This window comes from Enterobacter sp. DSM 30060 (genome assembly GCF_013375955.1).
Lineage (GTDB): Bacteria > Pseudomonadota > Gammaproteobacteria > Enterobacterales > Enterobacteriaceae > Enterobacter > Enterobacter intestinihominis.
In genome coordinates this window covers 1,675,987-1,698,689 of record NZ_CP056118.1, presented here as the reverse complement: position 1 = coordinate 1,698,689, position 22,703 = coordinate 1,675,987, and the positions used below count along the sequence as shown (strand labels likewise).

The window sequence follows — 22,703 nt, the reverse complement described above, 5'->3', positions numbered from 1 at the left end:
TGCTTAATCATTATCAACAGGACGCAGGAGTATAAATAATGAAAACCGCTTACATCGCAAAACAACGCCAGATCAGTTTCGTTAAATCCCATTTTTCTCGGCAGCTGGAAGAGAAGCTTGGCCTTATTGAAGTGCAGGCGCCGATTCTGAGCCGCGTGGGTGACGGGACGCAGGATAACTTGTCTGGTTGCGAAAAAGCGGTACAGGTAAAAGTGAAAACACTGCCAGACGCCCAGTTCGAAGTGGTTCATTCCCTGGCGAAGTGGAAGCGTCAAACCCTGGGACAACACGACTTCAGCGCGGGCGAAGGGCTTTACACGCATATGAAAGCCCTTCGCCCCGATGAAGACCGCCTCTCCCCCATTCACTCTGTCTACGTTGACCAGTGGGACTGGGAGCGCGTAATGGGTGACGGCGAGCGTCACGTCGGTACGCTGAAATCCACCGTTGAGGCGATCTACGCCGGGATCAAAGCGACCGAAGCGGCCGTGAGCAAAGAGTTTGGTCTGGCACCGTTCCTGCCGGAAACGATCCACTTTGTTCACAGTCAGGAGTTGCTGAGCCGTTTCCCGGATCTGGATGCCAAAGGCCGTGAACGCGCGATCGCCAAAGAGCTGGGCGCGGTATTCCTGATCGGCATTGGCGGGAAATTGTCTGATGGTAAACGTCACGACGTCCGTGCGCCGGATTACGATGACTGGAGCACCGTGGGCGAGAGCGAATATGCCGGTCTGAACGGCGATATTCTGGTCTGGAACCCGGTTCTGGAAGATGCGTTTGAACTCTCTTCGATGGGGATCCGCGTGGATGCTGAAGCACTGAAGCGTCAGCTGGCCGTGACCGGTGATGAAGATCGTCTGCAACTGGAATGGCACCAGGCGCTGCTGCGCGGTGAAATGCCGCAGACCATCGGCGGTGGTATTGGCCAGTCTCGTCTGACCATGCTGCTGTTGCAACTGTCCCATATCGGTCAGGTACAGTGTGGGGTCTGGCCGCAGCAGGTACGTGAGAGCGTCGGTTCTCTTCTTTAATTAACGTCGCCAGCGTCTGAGCAGGCGGCTACGCAACCCGGTATCAAAGCGCCAGATGTGATCGAAGATGCGCATGATGCCGGGTTTTCCATGTGCAGACATCGCCACGGCATGGAAGCGGTGCTGATGCACGCGCTGCATCTCCTTCACTTTATTCACGACGTCGTCGGGCAGCCGCTGGGCAATAAAATCGGAAATCACCACCGCATCCGCGTCGTACCAGTCTCCGCCCTGCATGCGCTCAATGATGCTGCGAAAACAGCTGGCCAGATCGGTGCCGCCGCGAAAGCGCTGGCTTAAAAAGCGGATCGCCTGCTCCAGCCCCTGTGGGCTGGTCAGTTCATACCCCACCACTTCGCTGGAAAATAACATGATGTAGCAGCGACGACGATCGGCGAGCGCCACGCGCATCAGAGCCAGGCAGAACGCTTTTGCACACTGCTCGTTAAATCCCCCCATCGATCCGGACGTATCTACGCAAACAATGAATGGACCGCGCGGTTGCTCATCAAAGTCCTGATGCACCACCGGGCGCTGGCTGATTTTTTCGCGCCAGGCTTCGCCATGCAACCGATAGGTAAGAAGCTGTTTTTCCACCAGACGGCGATAAAACTCATACTCCAGTTCGGTCATTCCCAGCGTGCTGAGTTCCGTAGGCAACAGGCGCAGGATATCATCGCTTTGCTGTAAGCCGTCCACCTGCTCCGGTACGGTGGAGGGCTCGCGTACCAGCGTACGGAAGGTTTCCATCGGCGCATCTTTCTTTGGAATTGACCTGGCCTCCCGGGAACGACCAAGCTGTTCTGCAAGCTTCATCAGCTCCGGCTGTTGTGCCAGAAAGTCGCCGTACTTCACGATCAACTGATAATCGCCACGTTTTAACTGACCGGCACTCATATCCCAGAGTCGACCGGCGGCGTTTTCATTCTCCACCAGCACCTGTTCTAGCTGGCCGCTTAACGTCATCCGCTCCTGAACTTCGCTTAACAGCTGTTCGCGCTCTTCGTCCAGCAACTGCTGGTTGAGAGAGGTGGCCTGAACGACAAGACTGAGCCGCCAGCGCTGTAAAAACAGCGTATGCAGGGCGGGAGTAAAGCTGGGGTTGTCCGTGACCAGCGCTCTGGCCTGGCTGGCAAACGGGGAGTGAACGTTATCTAGCAGCGTCAGGGTTTGCTGTAGCTGGGCAATAAACTGCGGCGTTGAAAGCCGCTGGCACTGCTGGTAACCAGCCACTTCCTCTGTCAGTTCCGGCGGGACTTCCGTCTCCTTAAACCGCTGGCGCAGGTTATCGCGCCAGCGGGGAAGATCGTCCGTCATTGCTTTTCTGAGCTTCGGAAATTTTTCAAAGAAGGCCGCCAGCTGCGGTGAAGCGAGCAGGGTAATGACGACCTCTTCGATCAACCCTTCCTCGCTAACCGCCAGCATGACGTTAAGCGTGTCCAGCGTTAGCATTGACGCGCCTGTTTAATCTGCGCGCTGACATCCTGCAAGCTGGCTTCAATGCGACCTAACCAGTCGCTATGGATAAAGAGGCATTTCTGCTGCTCGCTGAAGCGCGTGTGCTGCTGATGCCATTCGTTATCCAGCGCTTCGAGCTGCTGTTTGATCTCCTCCGGAAGACTGTCAGAGGCCGTGCCCGGCAGCGCCAGGCGCGATCCCTGAAGGCTGACGTCGCGGATCACAAGGTGCTGGCTGCTGTCGACTTCCATCGACAGCGGCTGTGCAAAGCCGATACCGTTGAGTTTACCGCGGATCTCGCCGCCCTTATCCAGCCACTGAACCAGCGCAACGCGTTCGATCGTCACGTGCACCACCTGCATATCATGAAGCTTTAGCGGCTGCTGAAGAAGAAGCGTGAGCGAGGCGTCAGTCAGCTCGGCTGGCAGTTCATAGTGCGGTTTACGGGCAAACATCCCGCCAAGACGGTTCACCTTCAGCGCGGTTTTGTCACTTTGCTGCTGCTGAAGCTGAAGACGACGTTGGGCAATCGCCCCCAGTTGATTAAGCATGGATTGCTGACCCCACGCGTGCCCGGTCATCAAAACGTCCAGCTGCTGCTGCATCAGATTCATCCCTTCTGCGTCGTGCCACAGACAGTCTTTCAGCAGGATCAGATCGATGGGGGCGACAGCATCGCGGCCGCTGAACAGGGCGCTTGCCTGAAGCAGACGAATGGCTTTTTTCCAGCGACGGTCGGAGACGTAAGGCGCGGAGGGCAATAAATCAAGCTGCTGGCGCAGCATGAAGATCAGCTCAAAGACGGCATCGGGCAGCTTAATTTTACCTATCTCTTCCTGCCACTGGTCATACTCTTCGTCCGTGACCTGTAATGATGGTGCCACCGGATTTTCGTTTTCGTCCTGCTGGCTTACCAGCATTGAGCGGAAGTTCGATTTGTCCTGGACTTTATCCAGCCACAGGCGGATCAGCATGCGGTCATACAGCGCTTCCAGGCTGCTGTCGGCTTCGGGAAGTTCGTTAGACGCGGCCACCAGCAACCGCATGGGGATCTTCTCTTCGCTCGCGCCGTTGCGGAAGCGGCGTTCGTTGATTGCCGTCAGCAGGGTATTCAGAATGGCCGGGCCGGCTTTCCAGATCTCATCAAGAAAGACGATTTCCGCTTCCGGGAGATAGCCCGCCGTCAGACGTTCATAGCGTCCCTCATCTTTTAACGCCTGAATGGAGAGCGGGCCGAAAACTTCTTCCGGCGTGGAGAAGCGCGTCATCAAATACTCGAATGCGCGAGCGTTCTGGAAAGCGAATTTGAGGCGGCGTGCGATCAGACTTTTGGCAATGCCCGGCGGACCCAGCAGAAACACGCTTTCCCCGCTCAGCGCCGCCAGTAAACAGAGGCGAATGGCGTGGCTACGCTCGTAAAGGCCTTTCTCCAGCGCACTGCTGAGGCGGGAAATTCTTTCTGCTAATAAATGTGAGTGAGCCATAATAGTTTTGCATCCTTTCGCCGTCGTGGCGGCTAATTGAAGCGAGTATAGACGTTTCGGTCTGGCCTGGTAATAGGCTGAAGTGCGGCGCTATTTTCTTTGCGCTACATTAATGCGGCTGCATTTAGGGGTACGATTTTGCATTGAATCGTGCATACTGTGCGCTTTTTGTGGGCCAAGGGACTAAGCACACATTTGTTATTCAAACGAAAAGACTAGTCTATGAGCACTGATAATAAGCAATCATTACCCGCAGTAACGCTTGCAGCGATCGGGGTTGTCTACGGTGATATCGGCACCAGCCCGCTTTATACGCTTCGTGAATGTTTGTCCGGTCAGTTTGGTTTTGGTGTAGAGCGTGACGCCGTATTTGGTTTCCTCTCGCTCATCTTCTGGCTGCTGATCCTGGTGGTCTCCCTTAAGTATCTCTCTTTCGTTATGCGGGCTGATAACGCGGGCGAGGGCGGTATTCTGACCCTGATGTCCCTTGCGGGGCGCAATACGTCTGCAAGAATGACCTCCGTGCTGGTCATCATTGGCCTGATTGGCGGCAGCTTCTTCTATGGGGAAGTCGTGATTACGCCAGCGATTTCGGTGATGTCGGCCATAGAGGGGCTGGAGATTGTCGCGCCACAGCTTGATACGTGGGTGGTGCCACTCGCTATTATCGTGCTGACGTTGCTGTTTGCTATACAAAAACACGGTACCGGGCTGGTGGGTAAGCTGTTCGCGCCTATTATGCTGGCCTGGTTCCTGATCCTGGCGGCGCTGGGCTTACGCAGTATTATTGCCAACCCGGATGTCCTGCACGCGCTGAACCCAATGTGGGCGGTGCATTTCTTCCTGGAATATAAAGTGGTGTCGTTTGTGGCGCTGGGCGCGGTAGTGCTTTCCATTACCGGTGTTGAAGCGCTGTATGCAGATATGGGCCACTTCGGGAAACTCCCAATTCGCGTCGCCTGGTTTAGCGTTGTTCTGCCTTCACTGGTGCTGAATTACTTCGGCCAGGGCGCGCTGCTGCTTGCCCATCCTGAAGCGATTAAAAACCCGTTCTTCCTGCTGGCGCCGGACTGGGCGCTGGTTCCGATGCTGATCCTGGCGACGCTGGCGACGGTCATTGCCTCTCAGGCTGTTATTTCCGGCGTATTCTCCCTGACGCGTCAGGCCGTGCGTTTGGGTTATCTCTCCCCAATGCGCATTATCCATACCTCTGAGATGGAGTCAGGCCAGATCTACATTCCGTTCGTCAACTGGCTGCTCTATTTCGCGGTGGTGATTGTTATCGTCAGCTTCGAGCACTCCAGTAACCTGGCGGCGGCGTACGGTATCGCGGTAACCGGAACGATGGTGTTGACCTCTATTCTCTCTACCACCGTGGCGTACCGTAACTGGCACTGGAATAAGTTCCTCGTGGGGCTGATCCTGGTTGGCTTCCTCTGCATCGACGTACCGCTGTTCTCTGCGAACCTCGATAAGATTGTCTCCGGTGGCTGGCTGCCGCTGACGCTGGGTCTGGTGATGTTCATCGTGATGACGACGTGGAAGAGCGAACGTTTCCGCCTGCTGCGACGTATGCATGAGCACGGTAATTCTCTGGAGGCGATGATCGCCTCGCTGGAGAAATCCCCGCCGGTGCGTGTGCCGGGTACGGCGGTGTATATGTCTCGTGCGCTGAACGTGATCCCGTTTGCGCTGATGCATAACCTTAAGCACAACAAAGTGCTGCACGAGCGCGTGATCCTGCTGACGCTGCGTACCGAAGATGCGCCGTATGTTCACAACGTGCGACGCGTACAGATTGAGCAGCTGTCGCCAACCTTCTGGCGCGTGGTGGCAAGCTACGGCTGGCGCGAAACGCCGAACGTGGAAGAGGTATTCCACCGCTGCGGTCTGGAAGGGTTGAGTTGCCGTATGATGGAGACATCGTTCTTTATGTCCCACGAGTCGCTGATCATCGGCAAGCGCCCATGGTATCTGCGCCTACGCGGCAAGCTGTATCTCATCCTGCAACGTAACGCCCTGCGTGCGCCTGACCAGTTTGAGATCCCGCCCAATCGCGTGATTGAGCTGGGGACGCAGGTCGAGATTTAATTCTCAGTGCGGCCTGATGCCCTCACCCTGCCCCTCTCCCACAGGGCTGAGGGATCCCCAGTAATTTTTTTATGCAGAAGCAATAAAGTTGCATTCTAAATGACTGAGGGCTGTCAGCGATGCCCTGGTCCGGCTGTAAATCGCTGAGGCGTTTGCCTTCCGGCCGGGGCGAGGCGCAGGGATGCGCCGAGAGGGCGGCTTTACAGGGACGTTGCCTCCGCCCGTACCCGATAAGCCGGAAGGAATAAGCCGAGGTCACCGCGAAGCGGCGATTTACCGCCGGGAGCCCGGGTCGCCAGGGTGGTGGCGACTGAGCCACCCTGGCACGTTCACCGGTCAAGTCGTTACAGAGTAGCAAGGAACATAAAGTGAACGGAATGACCACCACCGCCGTATGTTCCCCTCACCCTAACCCTCTCCCCGGAGGGGCGAGGGGATTGCTCAGTGCTCGCATTAATTTGTGGGGAACCCTCAGCCCACAGGGAGAGGGCGCAACCATAAAAAACGGTAACCTGACGGTTACCGTTTTGCATTTACCTCCTTTGCATTTCACTTAGCGAAACGTTTCGACGCCGATCACAAATCCGTTACGTCATGATGGTTTTCTGAACACTTCTGCGGCTACACTGTTTTTAGCGAAACGTTTCGCTAGTGGAGCAAAAAATGAAGAAAGGCACAGTACTCAACTCAGAAATATCATCGGTGATTTCCCGTCTTGGGCATACCGATACGCTGGTGGTTTGCGATGCAGGCTTACCGGTTCCGCGCAGCACAACCCGTATCGATATGGCGTTAACGCAGGGCGTACCCTCGTTCATGCAGGTACTGGAAGTCGTGACGGCGGAGATGCAGGTTGAGGCGGCCATTCTCGCGGCGGAAATCAAACAACATAATCCGCAACTCCACGAAACGTTGCTCAGCCACATTGAGCAACTGCAACAGCACCAGGGAAACACCATAGAAATTCGTTACACAACGCACGAGCAGTTCAAACAACAAACCGCAGACAGTCAGGCGGTGATTCGCAGCGGGGAGTGTTCCCCGTATGCGAATATCATTCTCTGTGCTGGCGTCACCTTCTGAGGCCATCATGGACGCATTACTGCAACTCAAAGGGATCGATAAGTCGTTCCCGGGCGTTAAAGCCCTCTCTGGCGCGGCGCTGAACGTCTATTCCGGGCGCGTAATGGCGCTGGTGGGCGAAAACGGCGCGGGCAAATCCACCATGATGAAAGTGCTGACCGGGATCTATCAACGCGATGCCGGTTCGCTGCTGTGGCTGGGTAAAGAGACCACCTTCAACGGCCCGAAATCCTCTCAGGAAGCGGGCATTGGCATCATCCACCAGGAGCTGAACCTGATCCCGCAGCTCACCATTGCGGAGAACATCTTCCTCGGCCGTGAGTTCGTGAACCGGTTTGGCAAAATCGACTGGAAAACCATGTATGCCGAAGCGGACAAACTGCTGGCGAAGCTGAATCTGCGCTTTAAGAGCGACCGACTGGTGGGCGACCTTTCCATCGGCGATCAGCAGATGGTGGAGATCGCGAAGGTGCTGAGCTTCGAGTCGAAGGTCATCATTATGGATGAACCGACCGACGCCCTGACCGATACCGAAACCGAATCCCTGTTCCGCGTGATCCGTGAGTTGAAATCCCAGGGGCGCGGCATTGTCTATATCTCTCACCGCATGAAAGAAATTTTCGAGATCTGCGACGACGTCACCGTCTTCCGCGACGGGCAGTTCATTGCCGAGCGTGAAGTGGCCACGCTGACCGAAGATTCGCTGATTGAAATGATGGTGGGACGTAAGCTCGAAGAACAGTATCCGCGTCTGGACAAAGCGCCAGGAGAGATCCGCCTGAAGGTGGATAACCTCTGCGGGCCGGGTGTGGATGAAGTCTCCTTTACCCTGCGCAAGGGCGAGATCCTTGGCGTCGCGGGCCTGATGGGCGCTGGACGTACCGAACTGATGAAAGTGCTCTATGGCGCACTGCCGCGCACCAGCGGCTACGTTACCCTTGACGGCCATGAGGTGGTCACCCGCTCGCCGCAGGATGGCCTGGCGAACGGCATTGTCTATATCTCCGAAGACCGTAAGCGTGACGGCTTAGTGCTGGGCATGTCGGTAAAAGAGAACATGTCCCTGACCGCGCTACGCTATTTCAGCCGCAGCGGCGGCAGCCTGAAACACAAAGATGAGCAGCAGGCGGTCAGCGATTTTATCCGTCTCTTTAACGTTAAAACCCCATCGATGGAGCAGGCGATTGGCCTGTTGTCCGGCGGTAATCAGCAGAAAGTGGCGATTGCCCGCGGGTTGATGACTCGCCCGAAAGTACTGATCCTCGATGAGCCAACTCGCGGCGTTGACGTGGGCGCGAAAAAAGAGATCTATCAGCTGATTAACCAATTCAAGGCCGACGGTCTGAGCATCATTCTGGTCTCTTCCGAGATGCCAGAAGTATTAGGCATGAGCGATCGCATTATCGTCATGCATGAAGGGCATCTCGGTGGTGAATTCACTCGCGAGCAGGCCACCCAGGAAGTTCTGATGGCTGCCGCTGTGGGCAAGCTTAATCGCGTGAATCAGGAGTAAGAAGATGACTACCCAGGCTGTTTCTGGTCGCCGCTATTTCACAAAGGCATGGCTGATGGAACAAAAATCGCTGATTGCCCTGCTGGTGCTGATCGCGATTGTCTCGACCATGAGCCCGAACTTTTTTACCGTTAATAACCTGTTCAACATTCTTCAGCAGACCTCCGTCAACGCCATTATGGCGGTGGGGATGACGCTGGTGATTTTGACCTCGGGTATCGATCTGTCCGTCGGTTCCCTGCTGGCGCTCACCGGTGCGATTGCCGCGTCGATTGTCGGTATTGAGGTCAACGCGCTGGTGGCCGTTGCCGCTGCGCTGGCGGCTGGCGCGGCGATTGGCGCGGTAACCGGCGTGATTGTGGCAAAAGGCCGCGTACAGGCGTTCATCGCCACGCTGGTGATGATGCTGCTGCTGCGCGGCGTCACCATGGTGTACACCAACGGTAGCCCGGTGAATACCGGCTTTACCGAAAACGCCGATCTGTTTGGCTGGTTTGGTATCGGACGCCCGCTGGGTATCCCGACGCCAGTCTGGATTATGGCTATCGTCTTCCTGGCGGCATGGTACATGCTGCATCATACCCGTCTGGGTCGTTATATTTATGCGCTGGGCGGTAACGAATCGGCAACGCGTCTGTCCGGTATTAGCGTCAACAAAGTTAAAATTATCGTTTACTCCCTGTGCGGTCTGCTGGCATCTCTGGCGGGCATCATCGAAGTGGCGCGCCTCTCTTCCGCGCAGCCAACGGCGGGTACGGGCTATGAGCTGGATGCCATCGCGGCAGTGGTTCTGGGTGGTACGAGCCTTGCGGGCGGTAAAGGTCGCATTGTTGGGACATTGATCGGCGCACTGATCCTCGGTTTCCTGAATAATGGCTTGAATTTGTTAGGTGTTTCCTCCTATTACCAGATGATCGTTAAGGCAGTGGTGATTTTGCTGGCGGTACTGGTAGACAACAAAAAACAGTAACTGACGACACTACAGGACATCTTAGATATGAACATGAAAAAACTGGCTACCCTGGTTTCTGCTGTCGCGCTGAGCGCAACCGTAAGTGCTAACGCCATGGCGAAAGATACCATCGCGCTGGTTGTCTCTACCCTGAACAACCCGTTCTTCGTCTCCCTGAAGGATGGCGCGCAGAAAGAAGCAGACAAACTGGGTTACAACCTGGTGGTGCTGGATTCTCAGAACAACCCGGCGAAAGAGCTGGCTAACGTTCAGGACTTAACCGTTCGTGGTACCAAAATCCTGCTGATCAACCCAACCGATTCCGACGCGGTCGGTAACGCCGTGAAGATGGCAAACCAGGCGAAGATCCCGGTAATCACCCTGGACCGTCAGGCGACCAAAGGCGACGTTGTTAGCCATATTGCGTCTGATAACGTACTGGGCGGCAAAATCGCCGGTGACTACATCGCGAAGAAAGCAGGTGAAGGCGCGAAAGTGATCGAGTTGCAGGGTATCGCCGGGACTTCCGCGGCCCGTGAACGTGGTGAAGGTTTCCAGCAGGCTGTAGCGGCGCACAAATTTAACGTGCTGGCGAGCCAGCCGGCAGACTTCGACCGTACAAAGGGTCTGAACGTCATGCAGAACCTGCTGACCGCGCATCCTGATGTGCAGGCGGTATTCGCACAGAACGACGAAATGGCGCTCGGTGCGCTGCGTGCGCTCCAGACTGCGGGTAAATCAGATGTGATGGTTGTCGGATTTGACGGCACGCCGGATGGTGAAAAAGCAGTAAATGATGGCAAACTGGCTGCGACCATTGCTCAGCTGCCTGAGCAGATTGGCGCGACTGGCGTGCAAACTGCCGATAAAGTGCTGAAGGGCGAAAAAGTTCAGGCCAAATATCCTGTTGACCTGAAACTGGTCATTAAGCAGTAAAGGCGATTCAGGCAGTCGCTGGCTGCCTGAGGGACACCAAATAAAAGAAAAGTGTGGCATACGCCACCGGGTAATACCGGTGGCGCTCTCAGATGGACACCTCAATACATGAAAACCGCAGGCAACCTCGTCGTCCTTGGCAGTATCAATGCCGATCACATTCTTAACCTTGAAACGTTCCCCACTCCGGGCGAAACCGTCACCGGCAATCAGTATCAGGTCGCGTTCGGCGGTAAGGGTGCAAACCAGGCAGTTGCCGCCGGACGCAGCGGGGCAAATATCGCGTTTATCGCCTGTACGGGTGATGACGATACCGGCGAGCGCGTACGCAAACAGCTGGCAAGCGACAACATCGACATCGCACCCGTCAGCGTGGTTGCAGGGGAATCTACCGGCGTGGCGCTGATTTTTGTCAATGCGGAAGGTGAGAATGTCATCGGTATTCATGCGGGGGCTAATGCCGCGTTAACGACTGAACGCGTCGAAGCGCAGCGTGGGATCATCGCCGGAGCGGAAGCTCTGCTGATGCAGCTAGAGTCACCGGTTGAAAGCGTGCTGGCCGCTGCGAAAATTGCGCATGAAAATCATACGTCTGTCGTACTTAACCCGGCGCCTGCCCGTGTATTATCAGACGAGCTGCTGGCGCTGGTGGATATCATCACCCCGAACGAAACCGAAGCGGAAAAGCTGACGGGTATCCGTGTCGAAAATGATGACGATGCCGCGCGTGCCGCGCTTGCGCTGCATGATAAAGGCATCGGCACCGTGATCATCACCCTCGGCAGCCGTGGGGTGTGGGCTAGCGTCAATGGCGAAGGCCGTCGCGTACCGGGCTTTAAGGTCAAAGCCATTGATACCATCGCCGCAGGTGACACCTTCAACGGTGCGCTGGTAACGGCGCTGCTGGAAGGAAAAGCAATGGATGACGCGATTCGCTTCGCGCATGCCGCCGCCGCGATTGCGGTGACGCGTAAAGGCGCTCAGCCTTCTGTTCCATGGCGTAAAGAGATTGATGAATTCTTAAGTCAGCAGGGGTAACGCTTGGCCACAATGAAAGATGTCGCCCGTATGGCGGGCGTTTCTACCTCGACTGTCTCCCACGTTATCAATAAGGATCGCTTCGTCAGCGAGGCGATTCGGGAGAAAGTTGACGCTGCAATTAAAGAACTCAACTATGCGCCGTCTGCGCTGGCCCGCAGCCTGAAGCTTAACCAGACGCGCACCATCGGCATGCTGATCACCGCCAGTACCAACCCTTTTTATTCTGAACTGGTGCGCGGCGTGGAGCGCAGCTGCTTCGAGCGCGGCTACAGCCTGGTGCTGTGCAATACCGAAGGCGATGAGCAGCGCATGAACCGAAACCTGGAGACGCTGATGCAAAAACGCGTCGACGGGCTGCTGCTGCTCTGTACCGAAACGCATCAACCCTCGAAAGAGATTATCCAGCGCTACCCTTCTATTCCTACGGTCATGATGGACTGGGCGCCGTTCGACGGCACCAGCGATCTGATCCAGGATAACTCGCTGCTGGGTGGCGATATGGCGACTCAGCATTTGATCGACAAAGGTCATACCCGCATTGCCTGTATTACCGGCCCGCTGGATAAAACCCCGGCGCGCTTGCGTCTGGAAGGCTATCTTTCGGCCATGGAACGGGCGGGGCTTGCCATTCCTGATGGCTATCGCATCACCGGCGATTTCGAATTTAATGGTGGATTTGAAGCTATGCAGAAACTGCTGGCGCAAGAGCCGCGCCCGCAGGCGGTGTTTATCGGTAACGATGCGATGGCATTCGGAGCTTATCAGGCGTTGTATCAGGCGGGATTACGTGTTCCGGACGACATGGCGATCGTCGGTTATGATGATATCGAACTGGCGCGCTACATGACGCCGCCGCTGACCACCATTCATCAGCCGAAGGATGAACTGGGTGAGCTGGCCATCGATGTGTTGATCCACCGCATGGCTCAGCCCACGCTGCAACAGCAACGTTTGCAGCTTACTCCTGTTCTGATGGAACGCGGTTCGGTTTAGCCTTATCTTTATGACGCTCTTTAATCAGGTTCCGGCCGTCTTTTGGTTTTAACAACATAAAGACCACCGCCGATACCACGGTAAGCGCGCCCATGGTGATAAAGGTATAGTGGAACTGCTCAACGGTATTTGTACCGTCAAACCCTTCATAAAACCGCAGTACCGCCGCGCTCACGGCAACCCCGAGGCTGATCGACAGCTGTTGAGTGACCGCCAGTACGCTGTTGCCGCTGCTGGCATTCTCGTCGGTGAGGTCCCCAAGGGTGATGGTGTTCATCGACGTAAACTGCGTCGACATGGCCATACCCAGCACAAACAGCGGCAGGATCAGCATCCAGATGGGTAACGCCGCAGATTGCAGGGAGAACTGCGCAATCATCAATCCAATAAATATCGTCACGCCAACCAGCGTCTTACGATAGCCAAACCAGCGCAGCACCTGCGTGACCGTCGATTTTGCCAGAATTGAGCCCATCGCTGTGGGGGCCATCATGCAGCCAGCAATCAGGGCCGGATAGCCGAAACCGACCTGGAGCATCAGCGGCATCAGGAACGGTACGCAGCCCGTGCCCAGACGCGAGGCAATATTGCCCGCGATCCCGACGGAAAACGTTCGGGTGTTAAACAGAGATAAAGAGATAAGCGGTGTCGGATGGCGACGCGCATGACGGATATATAGAAGGAACAGCAGAATACCGCTAAGAATAATGGCCAGCGCCAGCCACGTCGCTACGATTTTCTCGCCAAACAGCTCCATCCCGCTGGAGAACAGGACCAGGCTCAGGCCAAACAGGAAGAAGCCGCCCATATCGAAGCTGCGTCGTGGTGTGGTGAAGTTCGGCATATATTTGCGGGCATAGATTAGCCCTGCCACACCAATCGGAATATTAATCAGGAAGATCCAGTGCCAGCTTGCCCAGGTCACCAGTACGCCGCCGAGAACCGGGCCAAGTATCGGGCCGACCAGCCCCGGCATAGTCACAAAGTTGAGCACCGGGAGCAGTTCGCTGCGCGGATAGGCGCGCAATAACGCCAGACGCGCGACGGGCATCATCATCGCGCCGCCTATCCCCTGTAGAACGCGGAAGATAACCAGTTCCGTCAGAGAGGTAGAAAGGGCGCAAGCCAGAGAACCGAGGGTGAACAGCGTCACCGCCAGCATAAACACTTTGCGCGTGCCGAAACGATCGGCCAGCCAGCCGCTGACCGGAATGAGCATCGCCACCGTCAGGGTATAACTGATGATGGCGGATTGCATCGCCAGTGGGGAGCGGTTAAGGCTTTGGGCTATTGCGGGAAGGGCGGTATTGAGGATAGTGGCATCCAGTGCCTGCATAAAGAACGCCATGGCTGCAATCCACGGCAATCCGGCCATACTGCGTGCTTTTTTCTCTGTCATTTATTTACCTGCTGGTGGGTTGGCGCGGCCAGCAACGCCTGGCACGCACTCAGGGCTCGCTGCCCCTCGCTTTCCTGAATGGCATCGACTATCGCCTGATGCAGATCCAGCTTCACCACCTCATCCTGTGTGATAGAGGCAAAGTAAGTGTGGTACACAGAATGGAATAAAGAAGCAAAGGAGGTCAGGAAAGGATTTCCGCTCATATTATAGATATGTTCATGCCAGGCCATATCGACCTCTATCCAGCGCTCGCGGTTAAAGTGCTTTTTCAGATCCACCATCTCTTCCATAAAAGTATTGAGCTGCGCTTTTTGCTCTGCTGTGCCGAGCGTGGCGGCAAGCAGACAGGCCTGAGGCTCAAGACTGCTGCGCATGACCAGAAAGTGATCGACGACCTGATTAAAGTTATCTTCGGTCATCCACCAGGTGAGTAACTCCTGATCGAGAAAGTTCCAGTTCCCCTGAGGCATAACGCGGGTGCCAATGCGCGGGCGTGGAAGCACCATCCCTTTCGCCGTTAATGTTTTTACCGCTTCGCGAACGGCGGTACGGCTTACACCAAACTGATCCCCCAGCTCCATCTCGCTGGGCAGGATGCTACCTGGGGCATATTTACCCGCTAAGATCAGCTGAGCCAGCTTTTCTGCCAGCACATAGGACAGGTTTTTTTGAGCTGCCAGCTGTTGTGCGCTTAATGGCATCGCTTTTATTCCTTAAATATTGATGCGGCTAATTATGCCATCTCAGGGGTGATTGTGGTTGCAGATACATCAATTAGAACAATTTGTAGCTTGATCTCATCGCTTTTGGTGAAAAAAAACACGGTCAGAAACTTTTTTTAAATTACCTCTTGTCACTTCAGAAGAACTCCCTATAATGCGCCTCCACTGACACGGAACAACGGCACGCAAGCCGCCGGGTCAGCAGAGAAAAGCAAAATAAACGCTTGACTCTGAAGCGGGAAAGCGTAATATGCACACCCCGCGCCGCAGCGAAAACGTAGCGGCACTGCTCTTTAACAATTTATCAGACAATCTGTGTGGGCACTCAAAGTGACATGGATTCTTAACGTCCTCGGACGAAAAATGAATACCAAGTCTCTGAGTGAACATACGTAATTCATTACGAAGTTTAATTCACGAGCATCAAACTTAAATTGAAGAGTTTGATCATGGCTCAGATTGAACGCTGGCGGCAGGCCTAACACATGCAAGTCGAACGGTAACAGGAAGCAGCTTGCTGCTTCGCTGACGAGTGGCGGACGGGTGAGTAATGTCTGGGAAACTGCCTGATGGAGGGGGATAACTACTGGAAACGGTAGCTAATACCGCATAACGTCGCAAGACCAAAGAGGGGGACCTTCGGGCCTCTTGCCATCGGATGTGCCCAGATGGGATTAGCTAGTAGGTGGGGTAACGGCTCACCTAGGCGACGATCCCTAGCTGGTCTGAGAGGATGACCAGCCACACTGGAACTGAGACACGGTCCAGACTCCTACGGGAGGCAGCAGTGGGGAATATTGCACAATGGGCGCAAGCCTGATGCAGCCATGCCGCGTGTATGAAGAAGGCCTTCGGGTTGTAAAGTACTTTCAGCGGGGAGGAAGGCGACAGGGTTAATAACCCTGTCGATTGACGTTACCCGCAGAAGAAGCACCGGCTAACTCCGTGCCAGCAGCCGCGGTAATACGGAGGGTGCAAGCGTTAATCGGAATTACTGGGCGTAAAGCGCACGCAGGCGGTCTGTCAAGTCGGATGTGAAATCCCCGGGCTCAACCTGGGAACTGCATTCGAAACTGGCAGGCTAGAGTCTTGTAGAGGGGGGTAGAATTCCAGGTGTAGCGGTGAAATGCGTAGAGATCTGGAGGAATACCGGTGGCGAAGGCGGCCCCCTGGACAAAGACTGACGCTCAGGTGCGAAAGCGTGGGGAGCAAACAGGATTAGATACCCTGGTAGTCCACGCCGTAAACGATGTCGACTTGGAGGTTGTGCCCTTGAGGCGTGGCTTCCGGAGCTAACGCGTTAAGTCGACCGCCTGGGGAGTACGGCCGCAAGGTTAAAACTCAAATGAATTGACGGGGGCCCGCACAAGCGGTGGAGCATGTGGTTTAATTCGATGCAACGCGAAGAACCTTACCTACTCTTGACATCCAGAGAACTTAGCAGAGATGCTTTGGTGCCTTCGGGAACTCTGAGACAGGTGCTGCATGGCTGTCGTCAGCTCGTGTTGTGAAATGTTGGGTTAAGTCCCGCAACGAGCGCAACCCTTATCCTTTGTTGCCAGCGGTTAGGCCGGGAACTCAAAGGAGACTGCCAGTGATAAACTGGAGGAAGGTGGGGATGACGTCAAGTCATCATGGCCCTTACGAGTAGGGCTACACACGTGCTACAATGGCGCATACAAAGAGAAGCGACCTCGCGAGAGCAAGCGGACCTCATAAAGTGCGTCGTAGTCCGGATTGGAGTCTGCAACTCGACTCCATGAAGTCGGAATCGCTAGTAATCGTGGATCAGAATGCCACGGTGAATACGTTCCCGGGCCTTGTACACACCGCCCGTCACACCATGGGAGTGGGTTGCAAAAGAAGTAGGTAGCTTAACCTTCGGGAGGGCGCTTACCACTTTGTGATTCATGACTGGGGTGAAGTCGTAACAAGGTAACCGTAGGGGAACCTGCGGTTGGATCACCTCCTTACCTTAAAGAACCTGCCTTTGTAGTGTCCACACAGATTGTCTGATGAAAAGTAAATAGCAAGGCGTCTTGCGATTGAGACTGTACGTCCCCTTCGTCTAGAGGCCCAGGACACCGCCCTTTCACGGCGGTAACAGGGGTTCGAATCCCCTAGGGGACGCCACTTGCTGGTTCGTGAGTGAAAGTCACCTGCCGTCATATCTCAAAACTGACTTGCGAGTCATGTTTGAGATATTTGCTCTTTAAAAATCTGGATCAAGCTGAAAATTGAAACGACACATCTTTAATGGTGTGTTCGAGTCTCTCAAATTTTCGCAATCAGAAGTGAAACATCTTCGGGTTGTGAGGTTAAGCGACTAAGCGTACACGGTGGATGCCCTGGCAGTCAGAGGCGATGAAGGACGTGCTAATCTGCGAAAAGCGCCGGCGAGGTGATATGAACCTTTGACCCGGCGATGTCCGAATGGGGAAACCCAGTGCAATTCGTTGCACTATCGTTAACTGAATACATAGGTTAACGAGGCGAACCGGGGGAACTGAAACATCTAAGTACCCCGAGGAAAAGAAATCAACCGAGATTCCCCCAGTAGCGGCGAGCGAACGGGGAGCAGCCCGGAGTCTGAATCAGCTTGTGTGTTAGTGGAACGGTCTGGAAAGTCCGACGGTACAGGGTGATAGTCCCGTACACGAAAGCACACATGCTGTGAACTCGAAGAGTAGGGCGGGACACGTGGTATCCTGTCTGAATATGGGGGGACCATCCTCCAAGGCTAAATACTCCTGACTGACCGATAGTGAACCAGTACCGTGAGGGAAAGGCGAAAAGAACCCCGGCGAGGGGAGTGAAAAAGAACCTGAAACCGTGTACGTACAAGCAGTGGGAGCCTCTTTATGGGGTGACTGCGTACCTTTTGTATAATGGGTCAGCGACTTATATTCTGTAGCAAGGTTAACCGTATAGGGGAGCCGAAGGGAAACCGAGTCTTAACTGGGCGTTAAGTTGCAGGGTATAGACCCGAAACCCGGTGATCTAGCCATGGGCAGGTTGAAGGTTGGGTAACACTAACTGGAGGACCGAACCGACTAATGTTGAAAAATTAGCGGATGACCTGTGGCTGGGGGTGAAAGGCCAATCAAACCGGGAGATAGCTGGTTCTCCCCGAAAGCTATTTAGGTAGCGCCTCGTGAACTCATCTTCGGGGGTAGAGCACTGTTTCGGCTAGGGGGCCATCCCGGCTTACCAACCCGATGCAAACTACGAATACCGAAGAATGTTATCACGGGAGACACACGGCGGGTGCTAACGTCCGTCGTGAAGAGGGAAACAACCCAGACCGCCAGCTAAGGTCCCAAAGTCATGGTTAAGTGGGAAACGATGTGGGAAGGCACAGACAGCCAGGATGTTGGCTTAGAAGCAGCCATCATTTAAAGAAAGCGTAATAGCTCACTGGTCGAGTCGGCCTGCGCGGAAGATGTAACGGGGCTAAACCATGCACCGAAGCTGCGGCAGCGACGCTTATGCGTTGTTGGGTAGGGGAGCGTTCTGTAAGCCGTTGAAGGTGTCCTGTGAGGGGTGCTGGAGGTATCAGAAGTGCGAATGCTGACATAAGTAACGATAAAGCGGGTGAAAAGCCCGCTCGCCGGAAGACCAAGGGTTCCTGTCCAACGTTAATCGGGGCAGGGTGAGTCGACCCCTAAGGCGAGGCCGAAAGGCGTAGTCGATGGGAAACAGGTTAATATTCCTGTACTTGGTGTTACTGCGAAGGGGGGACGGAGAAGGCTATGTCAGCCGGGCGACGGTTGTCCCGGTTTAAGCATGTAGGCGGAGGTTCCAGGTAAATCCGGTACCTTATTAACGCTGAGGTGTGATGACGAGGCACTACGGTGCTGAAGTGATAAATGCCCTGCTTCCAGGAAAAGCCTCTAAGCATCAGGTAACACGAAATCGTACCCCAAACCGACACAGGTGGTCAGGTAGAGAATACCAAGGCGCTTGAGAGAACTCGGGTGAAGGAACTAGGCAAAATGGTGCCGTAACTTCGGGAGAAGGCACGCTGATATGTAGGTGAAGTCCCTGCGGACGGAGCTGAAATCAGTCGAAGATACCAGCTGGCTGCAACTGTTTATTAAAAACACAGCACTGTGCAAACACGAAAGTGGACGTATACGGTGTGACGCCTGCCCGGTGCCGGAAGGTTAATTGATGGGGTTAGCGGCAACGCGAAGCTCTTGATCGAAGCCCCGGTAAACGGCGGCCGTAACTATAACGGTCCTAAGGTAGCGAAATTCCTTGTCGGGTAAGTTCCGACCTGCACGAATGGCGTAATGATGGCCAGGCTGTCTCCACCCGAGACTCAGTGAAATTGAACTCGCTGTGAAGATGCAGTGTACCCGCGGCAAGACGGAAAGACCCCGTGAACCTTTACTATAGCTTGACACTGAACACTGGTCCTTGATGTGTAGGATAGGTGGGAGGCTTTGAAGCGTGGACGCCAGTCTGCGTGGAGCCAACCTTGAAATACCACCCTTTAATGGCTGGTGTTCTAACGTAGACCCGTAATCCGGGTTGCGGACAGTGTCTGGTGGGTAGTTTGACTGGGGCGGTCTCCTCCCAAAGAGTAACGGAGGAGCACGAAGGTTGGCTAATCCTGGTCGGACATCAGGAGGTTAGTGCAATGGCATAAGCCAGCTTGACTGCGAGCGTGACGGCGCGAGCAGGTGCGAAAGCAGGTCATAGTGATCCGGTGGTTCTGAATGGAAGGGCCATCGCTCAACGGATAAAAGGTACTCCGGGGATAACAGGCTGATACCGCCCAAGAGTTCATATCGACGGCGGTGTTTGGCACCTCGATGTCGGCTCATCACATCCTGGGGCTGAAGTAGGTCCCAAGGGTATGGCTGTTCGCCATTTAAAGTGGTACGCGAGCTGGGTTTAGAACGTCGTGAGACAGTTCGGTCCCTATCTGCCGTGGGCGCTGGAGAATTGAGGGGGGCTGCTCCTAGTACGAGAGGACCGGAGTGGACGCATCACTGGTGTTCGGGTTGTCATGCCAATGGCACTGCCCGGTAGCTAAATGCGGAAAAGATAAGTGCTGAAAGCATCTAAGCACGAAACTTGCCCCGAGATGAGTTCTCCCTGAGACCTTGAGTCTCCTGAAGGAACGTTGAAGACGACGACGTTGATAGGTCGGGTGTGTAAGCGCAGCGATGCGTTGAGCTAACCGATACTAATGAACCGTGAGGCTTAACCTTACAACGCCGAAGCTGTTTTGGCGAAGAGAGACAGACACGATTTTCAGCCTGATACAGATTAACAGAATTTGCCTGGCGGCTTTAGCGCGGTGGTCCCACCTGATCCCATGCCGAACTCAGAAGTGAAACGCCGTAGCGCCGATGGTAGTGTGGGGTCTCCCCATGTGAGAGTAGGGAACTGCCAGGCATCAAACAAGTGAAGAGGCCATCCGGAAGGATGGCCTTTTTGCGTTTGTTTGCTGAAAAACGGCAGGCCGGGTAAGGCGAAGCCGTCACCCGGCAACTCAGACTGCACACCACGCCAAAATAAACTCTGCAATCCCCTCCACATTATTCAAATCCAGAACCGGTACTTCCAGCGTCAACGCAGCGTCACTGGCCACAGCAATCACATGTTCATCCAGCGTTAACTCACTTACATCATGCCCGGCACCGTTTCTGAACAGCAGGATCTTCGCAACAGCCTCGTGCTTAAACCCCTCAACCAGCACCAGATCCAGCGTGGAATGATCCATCCGGCTGACAAGATAAGCGAGATCCAGCGGTGCTTCATCCGGAGTTTCTGTCATTAACGCCCAGCGCTGGTTACTCGCCACCATCGTTTGTGCAGCGCCAGCCTTACGCAGCTCATAGCTATCTTTCCCCGGCTTATCGACATCCATGTTATGGTGCGTGTGCTTAATCAATCCGGGACGAATACCTTTAGCGCAAAGTGCAGGTATCAGCTTTTTTAGCAGCGTAGTCTTCCCGGTGCCGCTCCAGGCAGAGATCGCTAATACGGGTATCATTTCTTCTCCTGCATCATCTGCAAATCTTCCGTCGTGTTTACATTCACAAACGCCGATTTCATGTCGCTGAAATCAACGGAATGCCCTCCTGACTGGCGCATAAATACCATGACGCGTCGCTCTCCTGCGGCCAGGTAATCTTCCAGCGCAGATATTAACGAGCGATTAATCAATGCGATCGTCGGATGGTCGCGTTCGCCGTCGTGTACCCAGACGACGGGAGCACCCTCGCACCGCTGCACCAGACGTTCAACCAGACAGGACGGGATGAAGGGCGTATCACATGAACAAAAGAGAAACCACTCTCCGTGCGACTGCTGCATAACGGAAAGCATTCCCGCCAGCGGGCCGGGGTAGTCCACAAGCTTATCCTGATAAACCGGATATCCACTGCGCTGATAAATATCAACATGTCGGTTAGCGCTGATCGCCATCGACGACACCTGATTTGCCAGGGTATCAGCAACATGCTGCCATAAGGGGGTGTTGTTCAGGAGCTGAAGACCTTTATCTTTTCCGCCCATTCGCGTTGCCCTGCCTCCGGCAAGAACGACCCCGATGATTTCCTGGCATTGATTCACGAATATCGCCTCTTTTATTGTGGGATTGACCCTGCTAACGTGTCTCTCTAAATGAAAGGAGCACTACCATGAAATGTAAACGTCTTAATGAAGTCATTGAGCTTCTCCAGCCGGCCTGGCAAAAAGAGCCAGAGCTGAATCTGATGCAATTTTTACAGAAACTGGCGAAAGAGTCAGGTTTTGATGGCGAACTGGCAGACCTTTCTGACGACATCCTGATCTACCACCTCAAAATGCGTGACTCGGCTAAAGATGCTGTTATTCCTGGTATTCAGAAAGATTATGAAGAGGATTTTAAAACCGCATTACTGCGCGCCCGAGGCGTAATTAAAGAGTAAAAGCTTGTAAGCGGAGCCACCGAAATCGCCACAAGATGATATCCTGAATCATTCGTATAATTTCCGGATGATCGGATGAACGACCAGGCTTTTACTTTCCAGACACTACACCCGGATACCATTATGGATGCGCTGTTCGAGCAGGGTATTCGGGTGGATTCCGGGTTAACCCCTTTAAACAGCTACGAAAACCGTGTCTACCAATTTCAGGACGAAGAGCGCCAGCGCTTTGTCGTAAAGTTTTACCGGCCACAGCGCTGGTCCGCAGAACAAATTCAGGAAGAGCATCAGTTTGCCCACGATCTGCTGGATGACGATGTTCCCGTTGCGGCACCGCTCAAATTTAATAACCAAACGCTGCTGACCCATCAGGGTTTTTACTACGCGGTATTTCCGAGCCTGGGCGGAAGACAGTTTGAGGCAGATAATATCGATCAGATGGAATGGGTTGCCCGTTATCTGGGGCGCATTCATCAGACGGGACGTAAAAAATCGTTTGTTGCCCGACCGACGATTGGTGTTCAGGAATATCTTATTGAGCCGCGAGAGGTATTCGAAACATCGGCGCTGATCCCAAAGGCGCTTAAGGATAATTTCCTCACGGCGACCGATAAGCTTATTGATGCTGTAAAAGCCTGCTGGCGGGATGATATTACCGCTCTACGCCTGCACGGTGACTGCCACGCCGGGAATATTCTCTGGCGCGACGGCCCGCTATTTGTCGATCTTGATGACGCTCGTATGGGACCTGCGGTGCAGGATCTGTGGATGCTGCTTAACGGTGATAAAGCCGAGCAGCGCATGCAGCTTGAGACCATAATTGAAGCTTATGAAGAATTTAGCCCCTTTAATTCAGACGAAATTGCCCTGATAGAGCCTTTACGTGCGATGCGATTTGTTTATTATCTCGCGTGGTTAATCAGGCGTTGGGAAGACCCGGCTTTTCCCCGAAATTTCCCCTGGCTTACCGGGGAGGATTACTGGCGCAACCAGATATCCACATTTACCGAGCAGGTTAAGGTTCTACAGGAACCCCCTCTGCAATTAACGCCGATGTATTAATTGGAC

General features: G+C 54.5%; 16 protein-coding genes, 1 tRNA gene and 3 rRNA genes. 14 read left to right on the top strand and 6 right to left on the bottom strand.

The features are described from left to right. Window positions 1-38 precede the first annotated feature (38 nt). Entirely contained in the window at window positions 39-1,031 is a 993-nt protein-coding gene (asnA, locus tag HWQ15_RS08020) for an aspartate--ammonia ligase (RefSeq protein ID WP_003862385.1), read from the top strand. On the opposite strand, the gene viaA is transcribed toward asnA, so the two are convergent. Both viaA and ravA read right to left on the bottom strand, forming a co-directional pair. Further along, entirely contained in the window at window positions 1,032-2,483 is a 1,452-nt protein-coding gene (gene viaA, locus HWQ15_RS08015) for an ATPase RavA stimulator ViaA (protein WP_022649870.1), read from the bottom strand. It lies immediately after the preceding gene. Then, window positions 2,477-3,973 (bottom strand): ATPase RavA, encoded by a 1,497-nt coding sequence (gene ravA / locus HWQ15_RS08010; protein WP_022649869.1) that lies wholly within the window; start codon window positions 3,971-3,973, stop codon window positions 2,477-2,479. The genes viaA and ravA overlap by 7 nt, the downstream gene beginning before the upstream one ends. Before the next feature lie 222 nt (window positions 3,974-4,195). Between ravA and kup the strand changes: the two genes are divergently transcribed. From kup to rbsR, 7 genes are all read left to right on the top strand, one after another. Beyond that, complete coding sequence (gene kup / locus HWQ15_RS08005) at window positions 4,196-6,064, top strand: low affinity potassium transporter Kup (RefSeq protein WP_006808744.1); 1,869 nt, start codon at window positions 4,196-4,198, stop codon at window positions 6,062-6,064. Between the two features lie 663 nt (window positions 6,065-6,727). After that, window positions 6,728-7,147 (top strand): D-ribose pyranase, encoded by a 420-nt coding sequence (gene rbsD / locus HWQ15_RS08000; protein WP_003862392.1) that lies wholly within the window; start codon window positions 6,728-6,730, stop codon window positions 7,145-7,147. A 7-nt stretch (window positions 7,148-7,154) separates the two neighbouring features. Next, window positions 7,155-8,660: a ribose ABC transporter ATP-binding protein RbsA gene (rbsA, locus tag HWQ15_RS07995; protein ID WP_063149687.1), complete on the top strand. Its 1,506-nt coding sequence runs from the start codon at window positions 7,155-7,157 to the stop codon at window positions 8,658-8,660. 4 nt (window positions 8,661-8,664) lie between these two features. After that, window positions 8,665-9,630 (top strand): ribose ABC transporter permease, encoded by a 966-nt coding sequence (gene rbsC, locus HWQ15_RS07990; protein ID WP_022649866.1) that lies wholly within the window; start codon window positions 8,665-8,667, stop codon window positions 9,628-9,630. Between the two features lie 27 nt (window positions 9,631-9,657). Further along, window positions 9,658-10,548 carry a ribose ABC transporter substrate-binding protein RbsB gene (rbsB, locus tag HWQ15_RS07985; protein WP_003862397.1) on the top strand — a complete coding sequence of 297 codons (891 nt, stop codon included), beginning with the start codon at window positions 9,658-9,660 and terminating at the stop codon, window positions 10,546-10,548. Between the two features lie 108 nt (window positions 10,549-10,656). Continuing rightward, window positions 10,657-11,586 (top strand): ribokinase, encoded by a 930-nt coding sequence (gene rbsK / locus HWQ15_RS07980; protein WP_003862399.1) that lies wholly within the window; start codon window positions 10,657-10,659, stop codon window positions 11,584-11,586. Window positions 11,587-11,589: 3 nt separating this feature from the next. Further along, a complete protein-coding gene (gene rbsR / locus HWQ15_RS07975) occupies window positions 11,590-12,582 on the top strand; it encodes a ribose operon transcriptional repressor RbsR (RefSeq protein WP_072202236.1) in 993 nt (330 codons plus the stop codon). Here rbsR and mdtD read toward each other — a convergent pair. Both mdtD and HWQ15_RS07965 read right to left on the bottom strand, forming a co-directional pair. Next, a complete protein-coding gene (gene mdtD / locus HWQ15_RS07970; protein ID WP_022649863.1) occupies window positions 12,548-13,981 on the bottom strand; it encodes a multidrug transporter subunit MdtD in 1,434 nt (477 codons plus the stop codon). The genes rbsR and mdtD overlap by 35 nt on opposite strands. Next, complete coding sequence (locus HWQ15_RS07965; protein WP_022649862.1) at window positions 13,978-14,685, bottom strand: FadR/GntR family transcriptional regulator; 708 nt, start codon at window positions 14,683-14,685, stop codon at window positions 13,978-13,980. Before HWQ15_RS07965 ends, mdtD begins: the two co-directional genes overlap by 4 nt. Window positions 14,686-15,137: 452 nt before the next feature. Between HWQ15_RS07965 and HWQ15_RS07960 the strand changes: the two genes are divergently transcribed. The 4 genes from HWQ15_RS07960 (at window position 15,138) to rrf (ending at window position 20,115) form a co-directional block, all read left to right on the top strand. Beyond that, window positions 15,138-16,679 (top strand): 16S ribosomal RNA (locus HWQ15_RS07960). 84 nt (window positions 16,680-16,763) lie between these two features. Then, a tRNA-Glu gene (locus HWQ15_RS07955) sits at window positions 16,764-16,839 on the top strand. Window positions 16,840-17,022: 183 nt separating this feature from the next. Beyond that, window positions 17,023-19,928: ribosomal RNA gene (locus HWQ15_RS07950) — 23S ribosomal RNA — on the top strand. Between the two features lie 71 nt (window positions 19,929-19,999). Continuing rightward, window positions 20,000-20,115 (top strand): 5S ribosomal RNA (rrf, locus tag HWQ15_RS07945). Together the 16S, 23S and 5S rRNA genes with 1 tRNA gene alongside form the textbook arrangement of a ribosomal RNA operon. 97 nt (window positions 20,116-20,212) lie before the next feature. On the opposite strand, the gene mobB is transcribed toward rrf, so the two are convergent. Both mobB and mobA read right to left on the bottom strand, forming a co-directional pair. Beyond that, window positions 20,213-20,716 carry a molybdopterin-guanine dinucleotide biosynthesis protein MobB gene (gene mobB, locus HWQ15_RS07940; protein WP_022649861.1) on the bottom strand — a complete coding sequence of 168 codons (504 nt, stop codon included), beginning with the start codon at window positions 20,714-20,716 and terminating at the stop codon, window positions 20,213-20,215. Continuing rightward, window positions 20,713-21,297 carry a molybdenum cofactor guanylyltransferase MobA gene (mobA, locus tag HWQ15_RS07935; protein WP_022649860.1) on the bottom strand — a complete coding sequence of 195 codons (585 nt, stop codon included), beginning with the start codon at window positions 21,295-21,297 and terminating at the stop codon, window positions 20,713-20,715. The genes mobB and mobA overlap by 4 nt, the downstream gene beginning before the upstream one ends. Window positions 21,298-21,365: 68 nt before the next feature. Between mobA and HWQ15_RS07930 the strand changes: the two genes are divergently transcribed. Both HWQ15_RS07930 and HWQ15_RS07925 read left to right on the top strand, forming a co-directional pair. Further along, the gene (locus HWQ15_RS07930) at window positions 21,366-21,635 is read left to right on the top strand and encodes a YihD family protein (RefSeq protein WP_003861904.1); all 270 of its coding nucleotides are present in this window, start codon (window positions 21,366-21,368) and stop codon (window positions 21,633-21,635) included. A 75-nt stretch (window positions 21,636-21,710) separates the two neighbouring features. Beyond that, window positions 21,711-22,697 carry a serine/threonine protein kinase gene (locus HWQ15_RS07925; protein WP_022649859.1) on the top strand — a complete coding sequence of 329 codons (987 nt, stop codon included), beginning with the start codon at window positions 21,711-21,713 and terminating at the stop codon, window positions 22,695-22,697. Window positions 22,698-22,703: the final 6 nt, after the last annotated feature.